The organism is Amycolatopsis sp. N2S4-7 (assembly GCF_058119595.1).
Window position 1 is genome coordinate 10,335,633 of sequence record NZ_CP172299.1, and the last position, 19,931, is coordinate 10,355,563.

Annotated in this window: 22 protein-coding genes and 1 pseudogene; 17 read left to right on the forward strand and 6 right to left on the reverse strand. The window is 73.0% G+C overall.

Features of this window, described 5'->3' with window-relative positions; all coding sequences use genetic code 11:
- The first annotated feature begins 49 nt into the window (after positions 1–49).
- From ACH54P_RS48810 to ACH54P_RS48820, 3 genes are read left to right on the forward strand one after another with little or no spacing between them, the layout of a single operon-like run.
- Positions 50–745 carry a succinate dehydrogenase cytochrome b subunit gene (locus ACH54P_RS48810; protein ID WP_489910141.1) on the forward strand — a complete coding sequence of 232 codons (696 nt, stop codon included), beginning with the start codon at positions 50–52 and terminating at the stop codon, positions 743–745.
- A complete protein-coding gene (locus ACH54P_RS48815) occupies positions 745–2,673 on the forward strand; it encodes a fumarate reductase/succinate dehydrogenase flavoprotein subunit (protein WP_489910142.1) in 1,929 nt (642 codons plus the stop codon). Before ACH54P_RS48810 ends, ACH54P_RS48815 begins: the two co-directional genes overlap by 1 nt.
- Entirely contained in the window at positions 2,670–3,416 is a 747-nt protein-coding gene (locus ACH54P_RS48820; RefSeq protein WP_489910143.1) for a succinate dehydrogenase/fumarate reductase iron-sulfur subunit, read from the forward strand. The genes ACH54P_RS48815 and ACH54P_RS48820 overlap by 4 nt, the downstream gene beginning before the upstream one ends.
- Before the next feature lie 138 nt (positions 3,417–3,554).
- Here ACH54P_RS48820 and ACH54P_RS48825 read toward each other — a convergent pair whose 3' ends face one another.
- Both ACH54P_RS48825 and ACH54P_RS48830 read right to left on the reverse strand, forming a co-directional pair.
- A complete protein-coding gene (locus ACH54P_RS48825) occupies positions 3,555–4,307 on the reverse strand; it encodes an alpha/beta fold hydrolase (protein WP_489910144.1) in 753 nt (250 codons plus the stop codon).
- A 5-nt stretch (positions 4,308–4,312) separates the two neighbouring features.
- Positions 4,313–4,681: a DUF1330 domain-containing protein gene (locus ACH54P_RS48830; protein ID WP_489910145.1), complete on the reverse strand. Its 369-nt coding sequence runs from the start codon at positions 4,679–4,681 to the stop codon at positions 4,313–4,315.
- Positions 4,682–4,757: 76 nt separating this feature from the next.
- Between ACH54P_RS48830 and ACH54P_RS48835 the strand changes: the two genes are divergently transcribed.
- Together ACH54P_RS48835 and ACH54P_RS48840 are read left to right on the forward strand one after the other, a co-directional pair.
- Positions 4,758–5,360: a TetR/AcrR family transcriptional regulator gene (locus tag ACH54P_RS48835; protein ID WP_489910146.1), complete on the forward strand. Its 603-nt coding sequence runs from the start codon at positions 4,758–4,760 to the stop codon at positions 5,358–5,360.
- A 95-nt stretch (positions 5,361–5,455) separates the two neighbouring features.
- Positions 5,456–5,983: a hypothetical protein gene (locus ACH54P_RS48840; protein ID WP_489910147.1), complete on the forward strand. Its 528-nt coding sequence runs from the start codon at positions 5,456–5,458 to the stop codon at positions 5,981–5,983.
- 45 nt (positions 5,984–6,028) lie between these two features.
- Here the strand turns inward: ACH54P_RS48840 and ACH54P_RS48845 are convergent, their stop codons facing one another.
- Complete coding sequence (locus ACH54P_RS48845; RefSeq protein WP_489910148.1) at positions 6,029–7,726, reverse strand: alpha/beta fold hydrolase; 1,698 nt, start codon at positions 7,724–7,726, stop codon at positions 6,029–6,031.
- Between the two features lie 392 nt (positions 7,727–8,118).
- Between ACH54P_RS48845 and ACH54P_RS48850 the strand changes: the two genes are divergently transcribed.
- Positions 8,119–8,478, forward strand: coding sequence for a hypothetical protein (locus tag ACH54P_RS48850; protein WP_489910149.1), 360 nt, complete (start codon positions 8,119–8,121; stop codon positions 8,476–8,478).
- Between the two features lie 211 nt (positions 8,479–8,689).
- Here the strand turns inward: ACH54P_RS48850 and ACH54P_RS48855 are convergent, their stop codons facing one another.
- The gene (locus tag ACH54P_RS48855; RefSeq protein ID WP_489910150.1) at positions 8,690–9,562 is read right to left on the reverse strand and encodes a helix-turn-helix domain-containing protein; all 873 of its coding nucleotides are present in this window, start codon (positions 9,560–9,562) and stop codon (positions 8,690–8,692) included.
- 142 nt (positions 9,563–9,704) lie between these two features.
- Positions 9,705–10,091 (reverse strand): MerR family transcriptional regulator, encoded by a 387-nt coding sequence (locus ACH54P_RS48860; RefSeq protein WP_489910151.1) that lies wholly within the window; start codon positions 10,089–10,091, stop codon positions 9,705–9,707.
- Positions 10,092–10,119: 28 nt separating this feature from the next.
- On the opposite strand from ACH54P_RS48860, the gene ACH54P_RS48865 reads away from it, so the two are divergent.
- The 6 genes and pseudogenes from ACH54P_RS48865 to ACH54P_RS48890 all read left to right on the forward strand — a co-directional run bounded on the left by ACH54P_RS48865 (position 10,120) and on the right by ACH54P_RS48890 (position 16,572).
- Positions 10,120–10,806 (forward strand): methyltransferase domain-containing protein, encoded by a 687-nt coding sequence (locus ACH54P_RS48865; protein ID WP_489910152.1) that lies wholly within the window; start codon positions 10,120–10,122, stop codon positions 10,804–10,806.
- Positions 10,807–10,907: 101 nt separating this feature from the next.
- Positions 10,908–11,756, forward strand: a complete 849-nt coding sequence (locus ACH54P_RS48870) for an NAD-dependent epimerase/dehydratase family protein (protein WP_489910153.1) — start codon at positions 10,908–10,910, stop codon at positions 11,754–11,756.
- A 341-nt stretch (positions 11,757–12,097) separates the two neighbouring features.
- The gene (locus ACH54P_RS48875; protein ID WP_489910154.1) at positions 12,098–12,529 is read left to right on the forward strand and encodes an STAS domain-containing protein; all 432 of its coding nucleotides are present in this window, start codon (positions 12,098–12,100) and stop codon (positions 12,527–12,529) included.
- Between the two features lie 5 nt (positions 12,530–12,534).
- The gene (locus tag ACH54P_RS48880) at positions 12,535–12,840 is read left to right on the forward strand and encodes a DnaJ domain-containing protein (protein WP_489910155.1); all 306 of its coding nucleotides are present in this window, start codon (positions 12,535–12,537) and stop codon (positions 12,838–12,840) included.
- A 300-nt stretch (positions 12,841–13,140) separates the two neighbouring features.
- The gene (locus tag ACH54P_RS48885) at positions 13,141–15,123 is read left to right on the forward strand and encodes an APC family permease (RefSeq protein ID WP_489910156.1); all 1,983 of its coding nucleotides are present in this window, start codon (positions 13,141–13,143) and stop codon (positions 15,121–15,123) included.
- A 131-nt stretch (positions 15,124–15,254) separates the two neighbouring features.
- Positions 15,255–16,572, forward strand: a pseudogene (locus ACH54P_RS48890) (MFS transporter).
- 15 nt (positions 16,573–16,587) lie between these two features.
- Here ACH54P_RS48890 and ACH54P_RS48895 read toward each other — a convergent pair.
- Entirely contained in the window at positions 16,588–17,178 is a 591-nt protein-coding gene (locus ACH54P_RS48895) for a TetR/AcrR family transcriptional regulator (RefSeq protein WP_489910157.1), read from the reverse strand.
- Between the two features lie 76 nt (positions 17,179–17,254).
- Here ACH54P_RS48895 and ACH54P_RS48900 point away from each other — a divergent pair, with 76 nt between their 5' ends.
- Genes ACH54P_RS48900 through ACH54P_RS48920 form a run of 5 tightly spaced genes read left to right on the forward strand, consistent with a single transcriptional unit; the run spans position 17,255 to position 19,927 of the window.
- Positions 17,255–17,866, forward strand: a complete 612-nt coding sequence (locus ACH54P_RS48900) for a class I SAM-dependent methyltransferase (RefSeq protein ID WP_489910158.1) — start codon at positions 17,255–17,257, stop codon at positions 17,864–17,866.
- Between the two features lie 3 nt (positions 17,867–17,869).
- The gene (locus tag ACH54P_RS48905) at positions 17,870–18,442 is read left to right on the forward strand and encodes a DUF2218 domain-containing protein (protein WP_489910159.1); all 573 of its coding nucleotides are present in this window, start codon (positions 17,870–17,872) and stop codon (positions 18,440–18,442) included.
- Positions 18,443–18,458: 16 nt separating this feature from the next.
- On the forward strand, positions 18,459–18,740 hold the full coding sequence (locus ACH54P_RS48910) for a metal-sensitive transcriptional regulator (protein WP_489910160.1): 282 nt from the start codon (positions 18,459–18,461) through the stop codon (positions 18,738–18,740).
- Positions 18,741–18,768: 28 nt separating this feature from the next.
- The gene (locus tag ACH54P_RS48915; protein ID WP_489910161.1) at positions 18,769–18,975 is read left to right on the forward strand and encodes a heavy-metal-associated domain-containing protein; all 207 of its coding nucleotides are present in this window, start codon (positions 18,769–18,771) and stop codon (positions 18,973–18,975) included.
- Between the two features lie 31 nt (positions 18,976–19,006).
- Complete coding sequence (locus tag ACH54P_RS48920) at positions 19,007–19,927, forward strand: DUF8832 domain-containing protein (protein ID WP_489910162.1); 921 nt, start codon at positions 19,007–19,009, stop codon at positions 19,925–19,927.
- Positions 19,928–19,931 lie beyond the last annotated feature (4 nt).

Consider the following 19,931-nt stretch of genomic DNA (forward strand, 5'->3'; position numbering starts at 1 on the left):
AATCATGTCTTTGACCTCTGGTGGGGAGCCTCCTAACGTCGACCGGGTGGTGAACGCACTCGCAAGCCGCTCGGCCGTCCGGCGGTTCTGGGCCTCGACGATCGGCAAGAAGGCCGTCATGGCGGTGAGCGGCGTGCTCCTGCTCGCCTTCGTGTTCGCGCACATGGTCGGCAACCTCAAGACCTTCCTCGGCGCCACCGACCTCAACCACTACGCCCACTGGCTGCGCACCATCGGCGATCCGGTCCTCGGTTACTCCTGGTTCCTCTGGATCCAGCGCGTGGTCCTGCTCGCCGCGCTGGTCCTGCACGTCACGGCGGCCGTGCAGCTGGTCCGGCGCGACCGCCGGGCGCGGCCGGTCCGCTACGTCCACCGGCCGCCGGCGCGCGCCACCTTCGCCGTGCGCACCATGCGCTGGGGCGGCGCGACGCTGGCCGTGTTCGTCGTCTGGCACATCCTCGACTTCACCGTCGGCACGGTGAACCGGGACTTCGTGCCCGGCGACCCGTACCACAACCTCGTCGCGGACTTCCAGGTCTGGTGGGTGAACGTGGTCTACCTCGTGGCCCTGGCCATGCTGGGCCTGCACATCCACCACGGCTTCGCCAGCGCCGCGCGCACACTCGGCATCACCAGCGCGAAGCGCGAACGCGCGATCAAGCTCTTCGGCAGCACGACGGCGATCGTGATCGCGGGCGGCTACGCCCTCGTCCCGGTCGCGATCATGACGGGACTGGTGCACTGATGGCCGACTACCGGACGGGCGACCCGATCGCCGACACCAAGGCCCCCGCCGTCCCCCTGGAAAACCGGTGGGACGAACGGAAGTTCGCCGCGAAGCTGGTGAACCCGGCGAACCGGCGCAAGCACCGCGTGATCGTCGTGGGCACCGGCCTGGCGGGCGGCTCCGCCGGCGCGACGCTCGCCGAGCAGGGCTACCACGTCGTCCAGTTCTGCTTCCAGGATTCGCCCCGGCGCGCGCACTCGGTCGCGGCCCAGGGCGGGATCAACGCGGCCAAGAACTACCGCAACGACGGCGATTCGGTGTACCGGCTGTTCTACGACACGGTCAAGGGCGGTGACTTCCGGTCGCGGGAGTCCAATGTGTACCGGCTCGCCCAGACCTCGGCGCAGATCATCGACCAGGCCGTGGCCCAGGGCGTGCCCTTCGCCCGCGAGTACGGCGGTCTGCTCGACACGCGCTCCTTCGGCGGCGTCCAGGTGCAGCGCACGTTCTACGCGCGCGGCCAGACCGGCCAGCAGCTGCTGATCGGCGCGTACCAGGCGTTGTCGCGCCAGATCGACGCGGGCAACGTCGAGCTGCACGCGCGGACCGAGATGCTCGACCTCGTCGTCGTCGACGGCCGGGCGCGCGGCATCGTCGCCCGCGACCTGGTGACCGGCGAGGTCACCACGCACCTCGCCGACGCCGTCGTGCTCGCCACCGGCGGCTACGGCAACGTCTTCTACCTCTCGACCAACGCGAAGGGCTCCAACGCCACCGCGATCTGGCGGGCGCACAAACGCGGGGCGTACTTCGCGAACCCGTGCTTCACCCAGATCCACCCGACGTGCATCCCGCGCTCGGGCGAGCACCAGTCGAAGCTGACGCTGATGAGCGAGTCGCTGCGCAACGACGGCCGGATCTGGGTGCCCAAGGTGAAGGGCGACGCGCGGCCGCCGGAGGAGATCCCGGAGGACGAGCGCGACTACTACCTCGAGCGGCTGTACCCCAGCTTCGGCAACCTGGTGCCGCGGGACATCGCCTCGCGCGCGGCGAAGAACGTCTGCGACGCCGGGTTCGGCGTCGGCCCCGGCGGCCTCGGCGTCTACCTGGACTTCGCCGACGCGATCGCGCGCCTGGGCCGTCCGGCGATCGAAGCCCGCTACGGCAACCTCTTCGACATGTACCAGCGCATCACGGCCGAGGACCCCTACCGGACGCCGATGCGGATCTACCCGGCCATCCACTACACGATGGGCGGGCTGTGGGTGGACTACGACCTGCAGAGCACGATCCCCGGCCTGTTCGTGATCGGGGAGGCGAACTTCTCCGACCACGGCGCCAACCGGCTCGGCGCGTCCGCGCTCATGCAGGGCCTCGCCGACGGCTACTTCGTGCTCCCGGCGACGGTGAACGACTACCTCGGCGGCACCCGGCTCGACGAGGTCGACGCCGGGCACGAAGAGGTCGTGCGCGTCGAAGACGAGGTGCGCGAACGGATTTCGCGGCTCCTCGCGGTGCGGGGCACGCGGTCGGTCGACTCGTTCCACCGCGAGCTCGGCCTACTGCTGTGGGACCACTGCGGGATGTCCCGGAGCCGGGAAGGCCTGCGCAAGGCCCTCGAGCGGGTTCCCGAGCTGCGTGCCGAGTTCTGGCGCTCGGTGCGGATCCCCGGCGGCGGCGCCGAGCTCAACCAGGAGCTGGAGAAGGCGAACCGGGTGGCCGACTTCCTCGAGCTGGCCGAACTGCTGCTCATCGACGCGCTCGCGCGCGAGGAGTCGTGCGGCGGCCACTTCCGCGAGGAACACCAGACCCCGGACGGCGAAGCGCTGCGGGACGACGAAAACTTCGCCTACGTCGCCGCGTGGGAGCACGGCACCCCGCCGGTGCTGCACCGCGAGGAACTCACCTTCGAACACGTTCACCCGACCCAGCGGAGCTACACGTGAAACTCACCGTCCGCGTCTGGCGGCAAGCCGGCCCGGCGGCCGAAGGCCGGCTGGTCACCTACCCCGTCGACGGGCTCAGCCCGGACATGTCCTTCCTCGAACTGCTCGACGTGCTGAACCAGGAGCTGATCGCCGACGGCGAAGAGCCGGTCGCGTTCGACCACGACTGCCGGGAAGGCATCTGCGGGTCCTGCGGCGTCGTGATCAACGGCCAGGCCCACGGGCCCGAGCGGACGACGTCCTGCCAGCTGCACCTGCGCTCGTTCGCCGACGGCGACGTCGTCGACGTGGAACCGTGGCGCGCCAAGGGTTTCCCGGTGATCAAGGACCTGGTCGTGGACCGGTCGGCGCTCGACCGGATCGTCCAGGCCGGCGGGTACGTCAGCGCGCCGACCGGCAGCGCCCCGGACGCCCACGCGACGCCGGTGCCGAAGCCGGACGCGGACCTGGCCTTCGACAACGCGACCTGCATCGGCTGCGGCGCGTGCGTGGCGGCCTGCCCGAACGGCTCCGCGACGCTGTTCACGGCGGCGAAGGTGACCCACCTGAGCCTGCTGCCGCAGGGGCAGCCCGAACGCGCCCAGCGGGTGCTGGACATGGTCGACACGATGGACGCCGAGGGCTTCGGCGGCTGCACCAACACCGGCGAATGCGTCGCGTCCTGCCCGAAGGGGATCCCGTTCGCGAGCATCGCGGCGCTCAACCGCGAGTTCCTCGCCGCGAGCCGCTCCGGGCGCCGGTGAGTGCCATGCCGGCCCGGTGCTCCCGACGATCGCCGGCCGCCGCCCTGCCCGTCGGCGACCCGGCTGGACGGCATCGCGGCCTGCCTGCTCGACGTCGGCGCCCGCCACCGGTGGCGGGCGCCGGCCACCCGGTGAACCTCACCCCGGCGAAGGAAGCGATCCCCAGAACTCCGTGAGAACCCGGGCCCCCGCGGCCGGATCCTCGGTCAGCCACCAGTGCCCGAGGCCCTCCAGCCGGGCGATACCGGCTCCCGCGCGACGAGCGGTTCGCCGCCGCTGCTCGTCGTCGCCCACCAGGTGGTCCTCCGTCGCGAGGAGGGCCAATCCCGGGCGGCGGGCCGCGCGCTCGAGGGTGCCGCCGAGCTCGGCCACCACCGGCTGGGCCGCCGACCGGTAGAGCGCGAGCACCGCGCGGCCCATGTCCTCGTCCTGGCCGCGGGCCACCTCCTCGGCCACCGGCCGGCTCATGCCCCGCCCGGCGAGGAAGTCCACGCGCCTCTCGAAAACCGCGCCGAACAACCCGGCCACGGCGCTCTCCCCGTCCGGGCCCTGCCAGCGCCGGGCCGCCTCGTGCCAGACGTACGCCGGGTCGAAGATCCCGAGCACGTCGCTCGCCCAGCTGCGCAGCAGGTCCGGGCGGTGCATCGCGAGGTTCACGACGTGCCCGCCGCCCCAGTCGTGGCCGACGAGGTCCACCGGCTCGCCCACCGCCTCCAGCTCGCCGGCGAGCCACTCCCGGTAGCCGGTGACCGTCGCGTCGAACCCGTCCGGCAGGGGAGCGCCGAACCCCGGCGGGGAAAGGCAGATCGTGTCGGTGCGCGGCAGCTCGGCGAGCAGGGGCCGCCACACCGCGGCCGTCTCCGGGTTGCCGTGCACGAACACCGCGGGCACCCGCCTCACCCGCCCATCGGCACGGTCGGCTGCAGCACCGACTCCACCAGCGCCGCGGTGCGCAGGGGAGCGACCGCCTGGTATTCGGGGTCCCGGATCATGTTCACGAACGCCTGCCGGTCCGGGTAGCGCACGAGCAGGACCATGTCCCACGCCTGACCGTCTTCGGCGACCAGCGCGCGGCCGCCGTCGCCCAGGTACTCCACCCGCACGCCGTACCGCGCGCTGATCCCGCCGCCGAGCGCCTCGGCGTAGCGCTGGTAGCTCTCGCGGCCGCCGTCCGGGCGGAAGCGCAGCAGGTTCAGCATCACCACCGGGCCACCCGGGTCCTCCGCCAGCATGGTGTCCAGCGCGTGGTCCGCTATCTCGATCATCCGACCTCCAGGGTTCGCCGCCCACGGTGACATACTTGTCAGCCAACACGCAAGTTTGTTTGGTAGGGTCGCTCGCATGGCCACCCCCCGCCGGACGCAGCAAGAGCGTCGTGAGCAAGCCGAAGCCGCGCTGCTGAACGCCGCCGCGGAGCTGGTCGTCGAGCAGGGCGTGCGGTCGCTGACCCTGGCCCGGGTCGGCGAACGCGCGGGGTACAGCCGGGGGATCGTCACCCACCACTTCGGCGCGAAGCAGGCGTTGCTGGAACGCCTGGCCCTGACCACGCAGACGGGGTTCGTACCGGGCCTCGGCGAGCTGGCGCCCGGCCTGGACCGGTTGCTGCGGCTCATCGACGGCTACCTCGGGGCCCTCGGCGACGTCGGCGTGCTGAACCGGGCGTTCCTGCTGCTGTGGGCGGAGGCCGCCACGGCGTCGGAACTGGCGCCCCTGTTCCGTGAGCGCGACGAAGCCTTCCGGGCCGACCTGCGCGAGGACGTCACCGCGGGCATCGGCGGCGGCGAGATCCGCCCGGACGTCGATCCGGGCGAAACCGCCGTCGCCGTCGTCGGGCAGCTCCGCGGCATCGGCCTGCAACGGCTGCTGGCCCCGGAAGCGGTCGACACCGGCAAGCTGCGCCGCAGCGTCACCGACCACTGGCGGCGGGCGCTGAGCGTCCGGTGAAGGCGTCCGGAGCCGTCAGCCCGCCCTGCCGCCGCCGGTGTTTCGCCGCCGCGGGAGCGGGAAGCCCGCGGGGACACCCCGGACGAAGGAGCCCGATGACCGACCCGAACCAGCCCGCCGACCCGCCTGACGCCGTCGAGACCGACCCGGCCGCGCTGAGCGGCGCGGAGGACCTCGACGAGGACCGGCTCCGCGTCGACCCGCTCGAGCAGGGCATGGATCCGCCCGAGCACTGGTCGGGCGTCACGAAGTACGGCATGACGCCGTGGGAGCAGGCGCACCCCCGGCCGCTGGGGGAGCGGCTCGCCGAGGAACGCCCGGACCCGGCCGCCGAGGTACCGGCGGCCGGACTGTCCGAAGAGGACGCGACGGCCAGGGAATACGCCGACGACACGGGCATCGCCGCCGACGTCGCCGGCGGGTCGATGGCCGCCGAGTTCCGCGCGCCGCCCCGCACCGGGGACCCCGAGGCCGATTCGGCATCGCGGCAGGCGACCCAGCTGGAACCGGCCGAGGGCGACGGCCCGCCCCGCGACACCGAGCCCGACGAAGTGGCCGTGGACGCCGGCCCGGCGCCGGCCGCCGGACCGGAGCAGGCGGCGCTGCACATCGAGGAGACCTGACCCGGACGGTGCTGAACCGGGCGTCACCGACGCCCGGTTCAGCCCTCAGTTCCGGCGGTTGAGCGCGCTGATGGAGTCCTGGAGCCGTTGCCGTGCGCCCGAATGCGCGTCCCGCGGTGCCGGGAGCGACAGCTCCGTCGCCTCGCCCGCGGGCCCCCGCACCGGGAAGACCGTCTTCTCGCCGGGCAGGGGGACGCCGGGGCAGATGGTGGCCGCGGGGCGGGCGCTCCCGAGGAAGTAGCCCGTCACCAGTTCGTCCACACAGGAATTGCCGCTGACCGCGTACTGGCCGTGGAACGGCGAATCCGCCACCGAGATCATCGGGATGCCGGCGGCCCTCGCCGCGGCCTCCGCCTGTTCGTAACCGGTCTGCGGATCGAACTCGCCCTGGACGACGAGGACGTTCTTCGCGGCCCTCGCCGGGAGCGTCGGCAGCGGGTGCCGGGGGAGCTCCGACCAGTAGCCGCACGGTTCGCTCAGGCCGTACGCCCAGCCGAACAGCGGGTACGTCGGCCCCTGCAGGTCGCTGAGCAGCTTGTACCAGTTCGCCGCCCGGGCCGGCTGGTCGCCGCACGCCACGGCCAGCCGGGTACCGGGTACGTCGGCGTAGTCCGGTTCCGGCGGCTCGGCCACCACGTCCGCCGCGGTCAGCTCGGCCGCCGGGCGGCCGAACACCGCGCGTGCGGCGCGGTCGAGGTCGTCCTTCAGCGCGGCGGGGGGCGGCGGTGCGGCCGTGCCGGCGAGCGCCGCCGCGCCCTTGGTCATGACCAGCGCGCCGATCATCCACTGCCGGGTGCTGCCGTTGCCGACGAAGATGTGGTCGAAGGCGTCCGGCGGCACCCCCTGCTCCCCGAAGTAGGCGCGCAGCCGCTCCCGCGTCTTCCGGACCTCCGCGGCGGTCTTGCCCAGCTGCTCGGGGAACCGGCGCGCCAGCCAGGGCGCGTAGACGCGGTCGAAGTGCCGCTGGTCGATCGCCGGGAACGCCTCGAACGCGGCCTGCAGGCGCCCCTCGAAGTTCACGCTGGAGTCGAGGACCATCCGGCCGGCGCGGTCGGGGAACAGGGACGCGTACTTCGCGCCGAGCCAGGTTCCGTAGGAGTAGCCGAGGTAGTTCAGCTTCTCGTCGCCCAGCAGCGCGCGGATGAGGTCCATGTCGTGGGTGGTCTGCCAGGTGGTGATGAACGGCGCGAGCGCGTCGCTCTGGCAGGCCTCGGCCACCGCTCGCGGCGTCCGCTGGTGCAGCGCGATGCTGCGGGGCGAACGGTCGCGGGCGTCGAGGACGTCGTCCTGCGGCAGGCGCCCGATCGGCACCCGGCAGACGAACCCCGGGTCGTCGCCGCCTTCCTGGCCGGTGCCGCGCGGGTCCATGCCCACGAAGTCGTAGTGCTCGTTCACCGCCGGCTCCAGGCCGGCCAGCGCGCCGGCGAGCGAGGTGCCCTGGCCGCCGGGGCCGCCGGGGTTCACCAGGATCGCGCCGCGCCGGGCTCCGGTGGCCGGCGCGCGGCTGATCGCCACCTGCAGGTCGGTGCCGGCGGCCGAGGCCGACCAGTCCCGCGGGACGGTGATCCGCGCGCACTGCGAAGGGTGCGCCTGGGTCTTCTTCTTGGCGAAGGGGCAGGCGCCCCAGGTGATCTTCTGGTCCAGGTAGGGCGCCAGCGGATCGGGCGTGGTCGCCGCGGCCGGCGCGGTGGCCACCGCCAGGACCGAGACGGCCACCGCCAACGCTGCCTTGGACGTTCGCACCGCAGTTTTCCTTCCTCGAACACCGGCCGGCGTGCCGCGGCACGGGCCCCGGCCGAACCATCAGCCGGGAATACCCAAGCACGGCAGGGCGGGCGAAGGCAGCACGAGCACCGCGATCGCGTTACGGAGTCCCTCGATCCGGTGAAGTGCGACCCGTTTTCCGCGTGTCGTCACCGGTTCGGCGAAAAGAACCGGACCCGGTTCGCGTGCGCCGGTCCTTTTCGGATTCTGACCCGATCGAGCCAACCTTCGCGCGGTCGGAGGCCTGCGGGGGCCACTCGATGGTGGAACGAGGTGGCCACCGTTCGAGGTCCCTCAGTAATTTTCCTCACGCGGGACGGAGAACACACCATGCACAGCCGTCCCGTCCGACGCAATCACCGAGGAGAATCATGCTGAAGAAGATCGGTTTCGTCACGGCCGCCATGGCCGCCGGCGCGTTCCTGGCCGGTGGCGTCGCCGCCGCCGGGACCCCGGACGGCCACGACCACCACCACGGTGGCTACGACCACATGGGCCAGCTCGGCCTGCTCAACCTGAACAACACCGACGTGCTCCACAACGTCAACGGCACGCTCGGCGTGTGCGACAACGACGTCAACGTGCTCGGTGTCCAGGTGCCGATCCGCCACTCGCTCAACGGCATCGGCGTGCCGATCCTCTCGCCGGGCGAGCACGAGGCCAGCGGCGAGTCCCCGTACAACTGCGCTTCGGGTGGCATCGCCGACGGCGGCACGAGCCAGGGCAACTGATCCACTGTGCCCGGGCCTCCCGTTGTGTGTGCGGAAGCCGGCCGGGGCACGGACATCCGGCGGTCGCGTCGAGGACGTGAGCGTGCCCGGAACACGGAGCGAGCTGCACACTCCGGTACCGCGTCCCGGGCACGACACGACCCGGGAGCGACGCCGGCACGGGTGGGACCGGGTCACGGAGCCGGTCCCACCCGCTTCCGCGTGACCGGCATCAGGGTGACCGGTGCGCCGGGTCACCGGAAGCGGGTTCGGCGGCCCACGAAGCCAGGATGCGCAGCGCTTCGTGGGCCGGTGAGCCCGCTTCGGCGGTGAGGACCATGAGGCGCTGCCCGCTGCCGTCGGGGCTTTCCCACACGTCGCAGTCGAGCGTGAGCTCGCCGACGACGGGGTGGCGGTAGCGCTTGACCCCGTAGCCGGCCGCGGTCACGTGGTGGGCGGCCCACCACGTGCGGAATTCGGGGTGGTGGACGGCGAGGTCGCCGACGAGGTCCGTCAGCTCCGGCGCGTCGGGGTCGCGCGCGGCCTCCAGGTGCAGCGCGGCCACCGCCGTACGCGCGGCTTCTTCCCAGTCGACGTGGAGAGCGCGCACCTGCGGGTCCGCGAAGAGCAGGTGAACGTAGTTGCGGCGGTTCGCCGGGTAGCGCGCGAAATCGGTGAACAGCGCCGCGGCCGCGTCGTTCCACGCGACGATGTCCATGCGGTGGCCGAGCACCAGCGCGGGCGTTTCCGCCAGCTGGTCCAGCAGCCGTTTCATGGCGGGCCGCACCTTTTCCGCGGCGCGGCGCCGCGGGCGCCGGAAGGGCTTGCCCGCCAGTTCGTACACATAGGACTGCTCGTCCTCGCTCAGCCGGAGGGCCCGGGAAAGGGTGGCGAGCACGGCCGACGAGGCCCGCACCCGCCCTTGCTCGAGCCGCGTCAGGTAGTCGACGCTGATCGCGGCGAGCTGGGCCACCTCTTCCCGCCGCAGCCCGGCAACGCGGCGGCGCGTGCCGGGGTCCGGCAGGCCGACGTCGTGCGGGTTCAGCCGGGCGCGGCGCGCCTTGAGGAAGTCTCCGAGCTCCTGGGGCCGACCGGTCGGGTGCATGCCTCGATTGTGCCCCGGAAGGCCGCCTTCGAGGGTGGGCGGGTTTCTTCCCCCGTTCCTCCGCCGGGACCCGACGGTGTGGTCCGAAGTGGACGCCGGGTCACCCCGGGGCAGTGCGGGCACGTCATGGGTGGACGCCGGGTCACCCGGCGGGAGCGTGGCGCAGCCGTTCGGCCAGGAGGTCCTGGAAGTGCGGGCAGGTCATGATGTCGTCGTGCGGGCAGTCGCCCTCGAGCAGGTCGAGCGCGGCCTGGGCCCGGGCGATCCGGTCCCGCAGCCTCTCCCGCTGGCGGGCCGTCGCCGTCCGGCGGGCCGCCGCGGAGCGCGCGGCCAGCATCGTGCGGATGTCCGCGAGTTCGAAGCCCGCCTCCTTCGAGATCAGGATCGCCGCCACCCGGTGCAGGTCCGCGTCGGTGTAGCGGCGGCGGCCGCCCGTGCGGGCCGGGGCCAGCAGGCCTTCCGCCTCCCAGTACCGCAGCACGTGGGTCGGCAGCCCGAACCGGGCCGCCACCTCGCCGATTGACTTCATGTCGACATTAAGTCGCAGAATGACGGCCATGTCCACGTTGCTCGCTCTCCTCGACGCCTTTGACGACCTGCCGCAGTCTCGTGACCTGCGGAAACGCACCTACGAAGGGCTGGGCGACACGGTCGTCGACGTCGGCTGCGGTGGCGGGCGCGCCGTCGGCGAGCTGGCCGCCCGCGGGGTGCGCGCCCAGGGCGTCGACCTCAACCCCGTCATGATCGAAGCGGCCGCGCGACGCTGGCCCGCGGGGGAGTTCCTCGTCGCCGACGCGACCGCGCTGCCCCTCGACGACGGCTCGGTCACCGGCTACCGCGCCGACAAGGTCCTGCACGCGCTCGCCGAGCCCGAGCGGGCCGTCGCCGAAGCCCGCCGGGTCCTCGCCCGGAACGGCCGCGCGGTGCTCGCCGGCCAGGACTGGGACACCATCGTGATCGACTCCGCCGAGCCCGCAGCCGTCCGCGAGCTCGTCCACGCCCGCGCCGGCCGCGTGCCCCACCCGCGGATCGCCCGCCGGTACCGGAACCTCCTGCTGGACCACGGCTTCACCGACGTCACCGTCGAAGTCCACACCATCGTGTGGACCGACGCCTCGGTCCTGCCGGTGCTCGCCGACCTGGGCGAAGGTGCCTGGCTCGACGAGCAGGCCGCCCGGGCGCGCGAAGACCGGCTGTTCGTCGCCATCCCGATCTTCGTCGCCGCCGGGACACGCGCCGCGTGATGCCCGGCGGGTATCACGCGGCGACGGAAGAGGTCTTGGACGGAAGCCCTCGGCCGGAGGGAGGGTGGTTGGGTAATCCGCAGCGGGCAAGGGAGTTTGTCATGAAGGTCTTTCTGACCGGGGGTTCCGGCTACATCGGCCGGGCCACGATCGCCGAACTGGTGAAGCGGGGGCACGCCGTGGAGGCGCTGGCGCGCAGCGAACGCGCCGAAGCGGCCGTCGTGGCGGCCGGCGCCACCGCGGTCCGCGGCGGTCTCACCGACCTGACGGTGCTCGGCCGGGCCGCGGCCCGGGCGGAGGCGGTGATCCACCTCGCGCAGGCCACCACGGGGGACGAAGACCTCGCGGCGGCGACGGCGATGCAGACCGGCGTCGGCGGCGGAACCTACGTGCACACGGGCGGGACCTGGGTGTACGGCGACACCGGGGGAGTGCGGGACGAGACCGCGCCGTGGAACCCGCCGGCGGTGGTGGCCTGGCGCAAGCCGGTGGAGGACGCCGTCCTGGCGGCGGCGGGCCGCCCGGTGATCGTGCGGCCCGGCCTGCTCTACGGCGGGGAGAACCGCCTGATCGACGCGTTCTTCGTCCAGCCCGGCAAGAAGGCGGGCGCGATCCCCTGCATCGGCGAGGGGAGCAACCACTGGGCGCTGATCCACGTCGACAACCTCGCCGCGCTGTACGCGGCCGCCCTGTCCGCCGAGCCGGGGTCGGTCTACGTGGGCGTGAGCGGGGTCGACCCGACGGCCAGGCAGGTGGCCGAGGCGTGCGCGCAAGCCGCGGGCCTGGAGGGGAAGACGACGTCGATCACGCTCGAGCAGGCGCGCGCCGAGATGGGCCCGATCGCCGACGCCTTCGCGCTGGACCAGCAGTTCACCCCGGCGAAGGCGCAGCGGGAGCTGGATTGGCGGCCGCGGCACACGGATCCGCTGCGCGAGCTCGCCGAGGGCTGAGGGGCGGCGCTGGGGGCACCGGTCCGGGTGGCCGCCGGGGCACACCGATCCGTTGCGCGAGCTCGGCGAGGGCCGATGGGCTGAGCCGGGATCGGCCGCGCTGGGGTCAGCCGCCCGGGCTGAAATGGCCGGGATTCCCACCCGGGTGGCGGTCGCAGCACACGGATCCCTGCGCGAGTTCGCCCATGGCCGAGCGGCCGCGCCCGAACCCGTCGCGGCAAGGTCACCCACCCGGGTGGCGGGCTGCGGGAGGTCCGGCTTGCCACGGGCGCGTACGGGCGTACGGTGAAGGCGTCGCGGTTCAGCCGAGCAGCCGTCCACCTCGCTTCGAGGAGGCCTGTGTGCTTGATCAGATCACCGTTTCCCGCTCCCGGGTGAGCGTTCCCTCCGTCCTGACCGTGGGGGTGACCGCCACGGCGGAGGCCGCCGTCGTGACCGTCGGGGGTGAAATCGACCTGGCGGTCCTCGGCCGGCTCAGGAGCCGGCTGGCCGAAGAAATCGACCTCGCGCCGCGGGCGCTGATCCTCGACCTCACCGGGGTGGGGTTCTGCGGCGCGGGTGGCATCACGGAGCTGCTCGTGGCGGCGTCCGAAGCCCACGTCAGCGGGGTGCCGTTCGCGATCGTCGCCGACCAGCGGGCGGTCGTGCGCCCGCTGACGATCCTGGGGCTGGACGAGGTCCTGCCGATCCGGCCCAGTGTCGCCGACGCCCTCGCTCGGCTGGCCGTCCTGCCCCACCCGCGTTCCGGCGGCCGCCCGGCGGGAGAGGACTGAGGGCCGTGGCCGGGCACGACCGCGGTGACCCGTACGCGGTGCTGGGAGTACCCGCCACCGCGACCGACCGGGAAATCGCCGCCGCCTTCCGGCGCCGCGCCCGCGAGGAACACCCCGACGCCCCCGGCGGCGACGACGCCCGCTTCGCCGCCGTGGTGGCGGCCTACAACCTGCTGCGCGACACCCGCCGGCGCGCCGAGTTCGACGGACGGCGTGGCCGCGGCGTTTCGGTGCCGGTGCGCCGTCACCCCGCCCGGCCTGACGTGGACGGACCGGACCTCCGAGTGGGGCCGGTGCGCCACCACCGCTGAGCGCGCCGGTGTGCCGCGGGCGGGCCGGATTCGCGCCGCCGAGTTACGCAGTCGGCGTGCCGCGCGGTGGGCCGGAACCCGCCCCGGCCGGTCACCGCCGCTGAGTTCCGCCGTCCTCCTACCTCGCCGGAACCCCGCGACCAACCGGTCCACCCTCCGCGGAGCACCCCGCCCCAGGCGCGCCCGATTCGCCCGGATCGACCCCCGACCTGCTCCTCCTGCCGCGAGCCTCCGACGAAGCCCCCGATCGGGTCGGGCATCCTGGGGGCCGCAGTGATCAGGGACGAGAGGGAACGAACGATGGGTGCTACACCCGAGGTGACCGTGCCGGCGAGCGTCGAGAGCCCGGTACCGCCGAAGCCACCGGGGCACGCACTGGCCCGGTGGCTGCTGGAACACCGGGTCGCGCCGGTCGGGCGCGCCGGGGGTGAAGACCACGGCACTCCGCAGGCCTGGTGGAAGGTCATGTGCCTGACGGGCGTCGACTACTTCTCCACCCTCTCCTACCTCCCCGGCATCGCCGCGCTCGCCGCCGGGGCGCTGTCGCCGCTGGCGACCCTGCTGATCGTCGCGCTCACGCTGCTCGGCATGCTGCCGATGTACCGCCGCGTGGCCCGCGAGAGCCCGCACGGCCAAGGCTCGGTCGCGATGCTCGAGAACCTGCTGCCGTTCTGGCGGGGCAAGCTCTTCGTCCTCACGCTGCTGGGGTTCGTCGCCACCTCGTGGATCATCACGATCACCCTGTCCTCGGCGGACGCCACCGTGCACATGCTCGAAAACCCGTACCTGCCGGGCTTCCTGCACGGCCACGCCGTGCTCATCACCGTCGTGCTGCTGCTGATCCTCGGCGGGGTGTTCCTGCTCGGCTTCAGCGAGGCCGTCGGCGTCGCCATCCCGCTCGTCGCGGTCTTCCTGGTGCTCAACGCCGTGGTCGTGGTCGCCGGCGGGATCGACATGTTCGGCGACTCCGCGGACCTCTCCCGCTGGACCGACGCCCTGACGGCCGGCGGTGGCGGGTTCACCGGCGTGATCGGCCCGGCCGTGATCGCGTTCCCGTTGCTGGTGCTCGGGCTCTCCGGGTTCGAAACCGGCGTCAGCATGATGCCGCTGGTCGCCGCCAAGGGCGAAACCGCCGAGGAGCGGCTGGAATCCCGGATCCGGAACACGCGGAAGCTGCTGACGGCCGCCGCGCTCGTCATGTCCGTGTTCCTGATCGCGACCAGCTTCATCACCACCGTGCTCATCCCGGCCGACGCGTTCAAGGAAGGCGGCGAGGCCAACGGCCGCGCCATGGCCTACCTCGCCCACCACGAGCTGGGGGAGATCTTCGGGACCGCCTACGACATCAGCAGCGTCCTCATCCTCTGGTTCGCCGGCGCCTCGGCGATGGCCGGGCTGATCAACATCGTCCCGCGCTACCTGCCCTCCTACGGCATGGCGCCGGAGTGGGGCCGCGCCGTGCGGCCGGTCGTGATCGTCTACACGGTGATCAGCATCCTCATCACCGTCGCGTTCGGCGCCGACGTCAACGCCCAGGCCGGCGCCTACGCGACCGGGATCCTGGCGATGATGGTCTCCGGCGCGGTCGCGGTGAGCATCTCGGCGATCCGGCGGCGCCAGCGCGGCGCCGCGGCGGGCTTCGTCGTGCTCACCCTGGTCCTGCTGTACGCCCTCGTCGAAAACGTCATCGAAAAGCCGGACGGGATCGCCATCTCGGCGCTGTTCATCCTCGGGATCATCGTCGTCTCCCTGGTTTCCCGGGTGTCCCGGACGACGGAGCTGCGCGCCGAGCGCATCGAGTTCGACGAGGAGGCCCGCCGGTTCGTCGCCGACTCGCTGGCCTACGACGGTGCCCTGCACATCATCGCCAACCGGCGCCAGGGCGGGGACGACGCGGAGTACTCCGCCAAGGAAGCCGAACAGCGCTCGATGAACCCCGTCCCCGGCGCGGCCGACGTCCTCTTCCTCGAGATCGACGTCGTGGACCCGTCGGAGTTCAGCAACGTGCTCCAGGTCCGCGGCGTCGACGTCGACGGGCACCGGATCCTGCGCGCGGAGAGCCCGGCCGCGCCGAACGCGATCGCCGCGATCCTGCTCGCGCTGCGCGACGTGACCGGCGTCCGCCCCCAGTGCCACTTCGAGTGGTCGGAAGGCAACCCCCTCGGGCACCTGTTCCGCTACCTCATCCTCGGCCGCGGCGACACCGCGCCCGTCGTCCGCGAAATCATCCGCAAGAGCGAGAAGGACCCGGCCCGCCGCCCCGGGATCCACGTGGGCGGCTGACCCGGAGCCCGCCGCTGTGACGCACGAGACGTAGATACCCCCTGGGGGTAGTTGCGCGTCGGCTCGCGCGACGCCTGATCTCGGCCCCATCGGATACCCCCTAGGGGTAATTTCTGGAGGGACGGGCAGTCATGACGGACACCGGTTCGCAGCGGTGGCGGGCTCTCGGGCTGATCGCGCTCGCCCAGTTCGTGGTCATCATGGACACGTCGATCATCGGGGTCGCGCTCCCCGAAATGCAGGAGGATCTCGGGTTCTCGCCCGGGGGCCTGTCGTGGGTGTTCAACGCCTACGTCATCGCGCTCGGCGGGCTCCTGCTGCTCGGCGGGCGGCTCTCCGACCTGTTCGGCGCCCGGCGGCTCTTCACCGCGGGCTGGGTGATCACGCTCGGCGGCTCTTCACCGCGGGCTGGGTGATCACGCTCGGCGGCTCGGTGGTCGCCGCGCTCGCCGGCACCGCCGCGGTGGAGCTGCTGGGCCGGGTGCTCCAAGGCGCGGGCGCGGCCCTCATCGCGCCGTCCGCGCTCACCCTGCTGATGACGCTGTTCGGGGCGCGGCCGCGCGAGCTGGCCAAGGCGCTCGCGCTCTACGGCGCGGCCGCGCCGGCCGGGGGGACCGCCGGGGTGTTCCTCGGCGGCGTGATCACGGAGTGGCTCTCGTGGCCGTGGATCTTCTGGCTGTACGTGCCGATTTCCCTGGCCGCGATCGTGGCGACGGGCCGGCTCATGCCGTCGCTGCCGGCCCAGCGCGGGTCGGTCGACGTTCTGGGGGCCGCCACCGTGACGGCCGGGCTCGCGGTGACGGTGTTCGCCGTGGTCCGGGCCCCGCAGGTGGGCTGGGGCGCGGCCGGAACGCTCGGGCCGCTCGCCGCCGGCCTGGTCCTGCTCGCGCTGTTCGTGACGGTCCAGCGCGTCCGGCGGGTGCCGCTGGTCCGGCTGGGCATCTTCCGCACGCCGGGCCTCGGCGGCGCGAACCTCGCCCAGTTCCTGCTCGGGCCGCGTGGATCCCGATGTGGTACTTCCTCAACCTGTACCTGCAGCAGGTGCTCGGCTACGGCGCCTTCGCGAGCGGCGCGGCCCTTTGTCGTTCGCCCGTCCCACCGGGAACTTCGTCGTCGACGTCCTGCCCGCTTCGCTGGTCGCCACCCTCGGTCAGGCCCTGGCCTTCATCCCGTCGCTCGGCATGGCGATCTCCAGTGCGAAGCCCGAGGAAGGCGGCCTGGCGGCCGGGATCGTCAACACGGCCTACCAGGTGGGGTTCCGCGCTGGGGCTGGCCGCGATGACGGCGGTCGGGCTGTCGTTCGGCGCCGGCCGCCACGCCGACGCGGTCGCCGTGACCGGCGGCTTCTCGGCGGCGTTCCTCGGGGCGGCCGGGGTCGCCCTGGCCGGCGGCTTCCTCGCCATGGCCACGGTGCCCGCGGCGAAGGCCCCGGCCGCCGTCGTGCGCTGACGCCCGGGAACCCGGTCAGGCGCGTCGCAGGCCGGTCAGGGTCACCGCCACCAGCCGGTGGGCGGCGGCGCGGGACGGCAGGGCGCCGGCCGCGGTCAGGGCGTGGAGGCAGTAGCTCGCCAGTTCGCCGGCGGCCACGTCGTCGCGGACGGCGCCGGCCTTCGCGGCTTCGGTGAGCAGGTCTCGGACCATCGTGTGGAGGTGCTGCTGGGCCTCGGCGACGTGCTCGCCGGGGTGCAGCAGCGCCGCCAGTTCGGTGCCGTGGGGTTCGCGCCGGTGGTGCTGCGCCCGCTCGTACTGGATCTCCGCGTAGGCGTTCAGCACGTTCTCGAGCCGTTCGCCGGCGTCGCCGTCCCGGTCGCGGATCTCGGCGAGCAGGGCCAGGTGACCCTGGATCCGGCGCTCGTGCCAGGCGGACAGGATCGCTTCGACGTCGGGGAAGTACTTGTACAGGGTCGCCCGCCCGATGCCGGCCTTCGCGGCGATCTGCGCCATCTTCACGCCGGTCAGGCCGTGTTCGGCCACCAGCGCCGCGGCGGCGTCCAGGGTCGCCTCGCGCACCGCCTCCCGGTGCGCCTCGATCGTGTCGTTCCACAGCTTCGGCACACGCTGAGCATACACAGCGGCGTTGTCAATACAGTGAGAATTGACAGCGACAGAGTGTCTCGATAAAACTGGGCCGATGACGACTTCCCCGCATGCGCACCGCCCAAGCGGCCCCGACAACCTGTACCGCAGCCCGCCACCGTGGGACATCGGCCGGCCCCAGGGGGTGTTCCGCGCCCTCGCCGACGCGGGCGCGATCCGGGGCCGCGTCCTCGACGCCGGGTGCGGCACCGGGGAACACGTGCTGATGTGCGCCGGGCTCGGGCTCGACGCCACGGGGGTCGACCTGGCGGCCGCGGCCCTGAGCCGGGCCGGGGAGAAGGCGCGCGAGCGAGGGCGGACCGCGCGGTTCCTCCGTCAGGACGCCCGCGAGCTGGGAGAACTGGGGGAGTCGTTCGACACCGTCCTCGACTGCGGCCTGTTCCACGCCTTCGACGCGGCGGGCCGCGCCGCCTACGTCCGGAGCGTGCGGGCCGTGCTGAACCCCGGTGGCCGCTGTTTCCTCCTCTGCTTCAGCGACCGCCAGCGGGCCGGCGACTGGCCCTGGGTGCACCGCGTGACGCGGGCGGAGATCACCGCCGCCTTCGCCGACGGCTGGCGCGTCGACTCGATCGAGCCCGCCACCATCGAGATCACCACCGACCCGGACGGCGTCCGCGCGTGGCTCGCCGCCTCGACGAGGAGCTGAGCCGTGCCGGTCGCCGAAGCGGAGATCCGCACCCCGCGAGCCGGGCGGTTCCTCGTGCAGCTGTGCCGCCACGCCGGGGCCATGGGCGGAAAGGCGCGGCACCTGCACGGCGGCGGTGCCGGACACGCGCGTCCGGAGGTGGTGGACGTCGAGTACACCGACACCGAAGGACGCATCACGTTCAGCTGGGGGCACTGCGTGCTCCGGTCCACATCGGACACCTTGACGGTCCGGGTCGAGGCCGCCGACGCGGACCGGTTGGCGCGGCTGCAAGGCATTCTCACGGCGGACCTCGAACGCTTCGGCCGGCGCGACGGGCTGGAGGTGAGCTGGCGGGGCGCGCCCGCCCGTGCCGTCCGCCGGTCCCGCGGCACGACGATCGCGCTCGCCGGGGCCGCGGTGCTCGCCGTCGCCGCGCACGCCGTGGCCGGTGGCGCCGCCCTGGCGGCTTGGCGCTGGACGAGCGTGGCCGCCGACGTCCTCCTCGGGCTGGTGGTCCTCAAGATCGCCGGCGTCGCGCTGTTCGCCCGCCACCGCGCCGGGAGACGCAGGTCACTTGATACCAATACCCCCTAGGGGTACCGTGAGGGGTGTGAACGGATACAGCGGCGACAAGGAAGCCTTCCTGCAGCGCATGCGACGGGTCGAGGGACAGGTCCGCGGTATCGCCAAGATGATCGAGGACGACAAGTACTGCATCGACGTGCTGACGCAGGTTTCGGCCGCGACGAAGGCCCTGGAGGCCGTCGCGCTGGGGCTGCTCGACGATCACCTGCGCCACTGCGTCGCCGAAGCGGCCGCGGAAGGCGGTGACCTCGCCGCCACGAAGGTCGCCGAAGCGAGCGCGGCCATCGCCCGGCTCGTCAAGTCCTGATCGACCCCTGAACACGGAGGAGACCACCATGACCACGACCACGTTCACCGTGACCGGCATGACCTGCTCGCACTGCGTGGCTTCGGTCAGCGAAGAGGTCGGCGCCCTCGACGGCGTCACCGGCGTCGCCGTCGACCTGCCCACCGGGGCCGTCACCGTCACCAGCGACCAGGCGATCGACGACGCGCGGGTCCGCGCGGCCGTCGAGGAAGCCGGGTACACCCTCGCCGGCTGAGCCGCCGGCGACCAGAACCGAGGGAAGTGCCATGAACACCACTGCACGGCTCGCCGTGTTCGGCGGAGCGCTCGTCCTCCTCGCCGCCGGGGGCTTCGCCGTCGGCGACGCTTTCGGCCCGGTGTCCGCCGCGACCGGCGAAAACACCGGTCACGAAGGCGCCATGCCGGACCACGCGGCCATGGCCGCGGCGGACGACCTGCCGGGCGGGCTCGCCACGAGCAAGGACGGCTACACCTTCAGCATCGCCGACCCCACCCCGGAACCCGGCCGGTTCTCGTTCACGATCACCGGGCCGGACGGCCGGCCCGTCACCGCCTACGACGTCGAGCACGAGAAGAAGCTGCACCTGATCGTGGTGCGCCGGGACACCGCCGGCTTCCGGCACGTCCACCCGGACCTGGCGCCGGACGGCACCTGGAGCGTCCCGCTCACCCTGCCCGCCGCCGGCTCCTACCGCGCGTTCGCCGACTTCGCGCCCACGGGCGGCAAGCCGCTGACCCTCGGCGCCGACTTCTCCGTCGCGGGGGACTACCAGCCGGCCACCTACGCGACCAGCCGCACCGCCCACGTCGACGGCTACACCGTCGAGCTCGACGGCGACCTGACCGCGGGGAAGACGTCACCGCTCACGCTGACCGTCGGCCGCGACGGCGTCCCGGTCACCGACCTGCAGCCCTACCTCGGGGCGTACGGTCACCTGGTCGCACTGCGCGGCGGCGACCTCGCCTACCTGCACGTCCACCCCGAGGGCGAACCCGGCGACGGGAAGACCGCGGCCGGGCCGCAGGTGAAGTTCGCCGCCGAGGTACCCAGCGCGGGGACCTACCGGCTGTTCCTCGACTTCCGGCACGGCGGCGTCGTGCGGACGGCCGAGTTCACCCTCTCGACCGCCGGGACACCCGCGGCACCGGCACCGGCACCGGCGCCCGCCGCCGGGCACGGCCACTGAACGC

Coding starts and splice junctions, on each gene's coding strand:
- ACH54P_RS48815 (WP_489910142.1), top strand. CDS start 745: ATGGCCGACTACCGGACGGGCGACCCGATCGCCGACACCAAGGCCCCC.
- ACH54P_RS48830 (WP_489910145.1), bottom strand. CDS start 4,681: ATGATCGAGATAGCGGACCACGCGCTGGACACCATGCTGGCGGAGGAC.
- ACH54P_RS48835 (WP_489910146.1), top strand. CDS start 4,758: ATGGCCACCCCCCGCCGGACGCAGCAAGAGCGTCGTGAGCAAGCCGAA.
- ACH54P_RS48840 (WP_489910147.1), top strand. CDS start 5,456: ATGACCGACCCGAACCAGCCCGCCGACCCGCCTGACGCCGTCGAGACC.
- ACH54P_RS48850 (WP_489910149.1), top strand. CDS start 8,119: ATGCTGAAGAAGATCGGTTTCGTCACGGCCGCCATGGCCGCCGGCGCG.
- ACH54P_RS48855 (WP_489910150.1), bottom strand. CDS start 9,562: ATGCACCCGACCGGTCGGCCCCAGGAGCTCGGAGACTTCCTCAAGGCG.
- ACH54P_RS48860 (WP_489910151.1), bottom strand. CDS start 10,091: ATGAAGTCAATCGGCGAGGTGGCGGCCCGGTTCGGGCTGCCGACCCAC.
- ACH54P_RS48865 (WP_489910152.1), top strand. CDS start 10,120: ATGTCCACGTTGCTCGCTCTCCTCGACGCCTTTGACGACCTGCCGCAG.
- ACH54P_RS48870 (WP_489910153.1), top strand. CDS start 10,908: ATGAAGGTCTTTCTGACCGGGGGTTCCGGCTACATCGGCCGGGCCACG.
- ACH54P_RS48885 (WP_489910156.1), top strand. CDS start 13,141: ATGGGTGCTACACCCGAGGTGACCGTGCCGGCGAGCGTCGAGAGCCCG.
- ACH54P_RS48900 (WP_489910158.1), top strand. CDS start 17,255: ATGACGACTTCCCCGCATGCGCACCGCCCAAGCGGCCCCGACAACCTG.
- ACH54P_RS48915 (WP_489910161.1), top strand. CDS start 18,769: ATGACCACGACCACGTTCACCGTGACCGGCATGACCTGCTCGCACTGC.
- ACH54P_RS48920 (WP_489910162.1), top strand. CDS start 19,007: ATGAACACCACTGCACGGCTCGCCGTGTTCGGCGGAGCGCTCGTCCTC.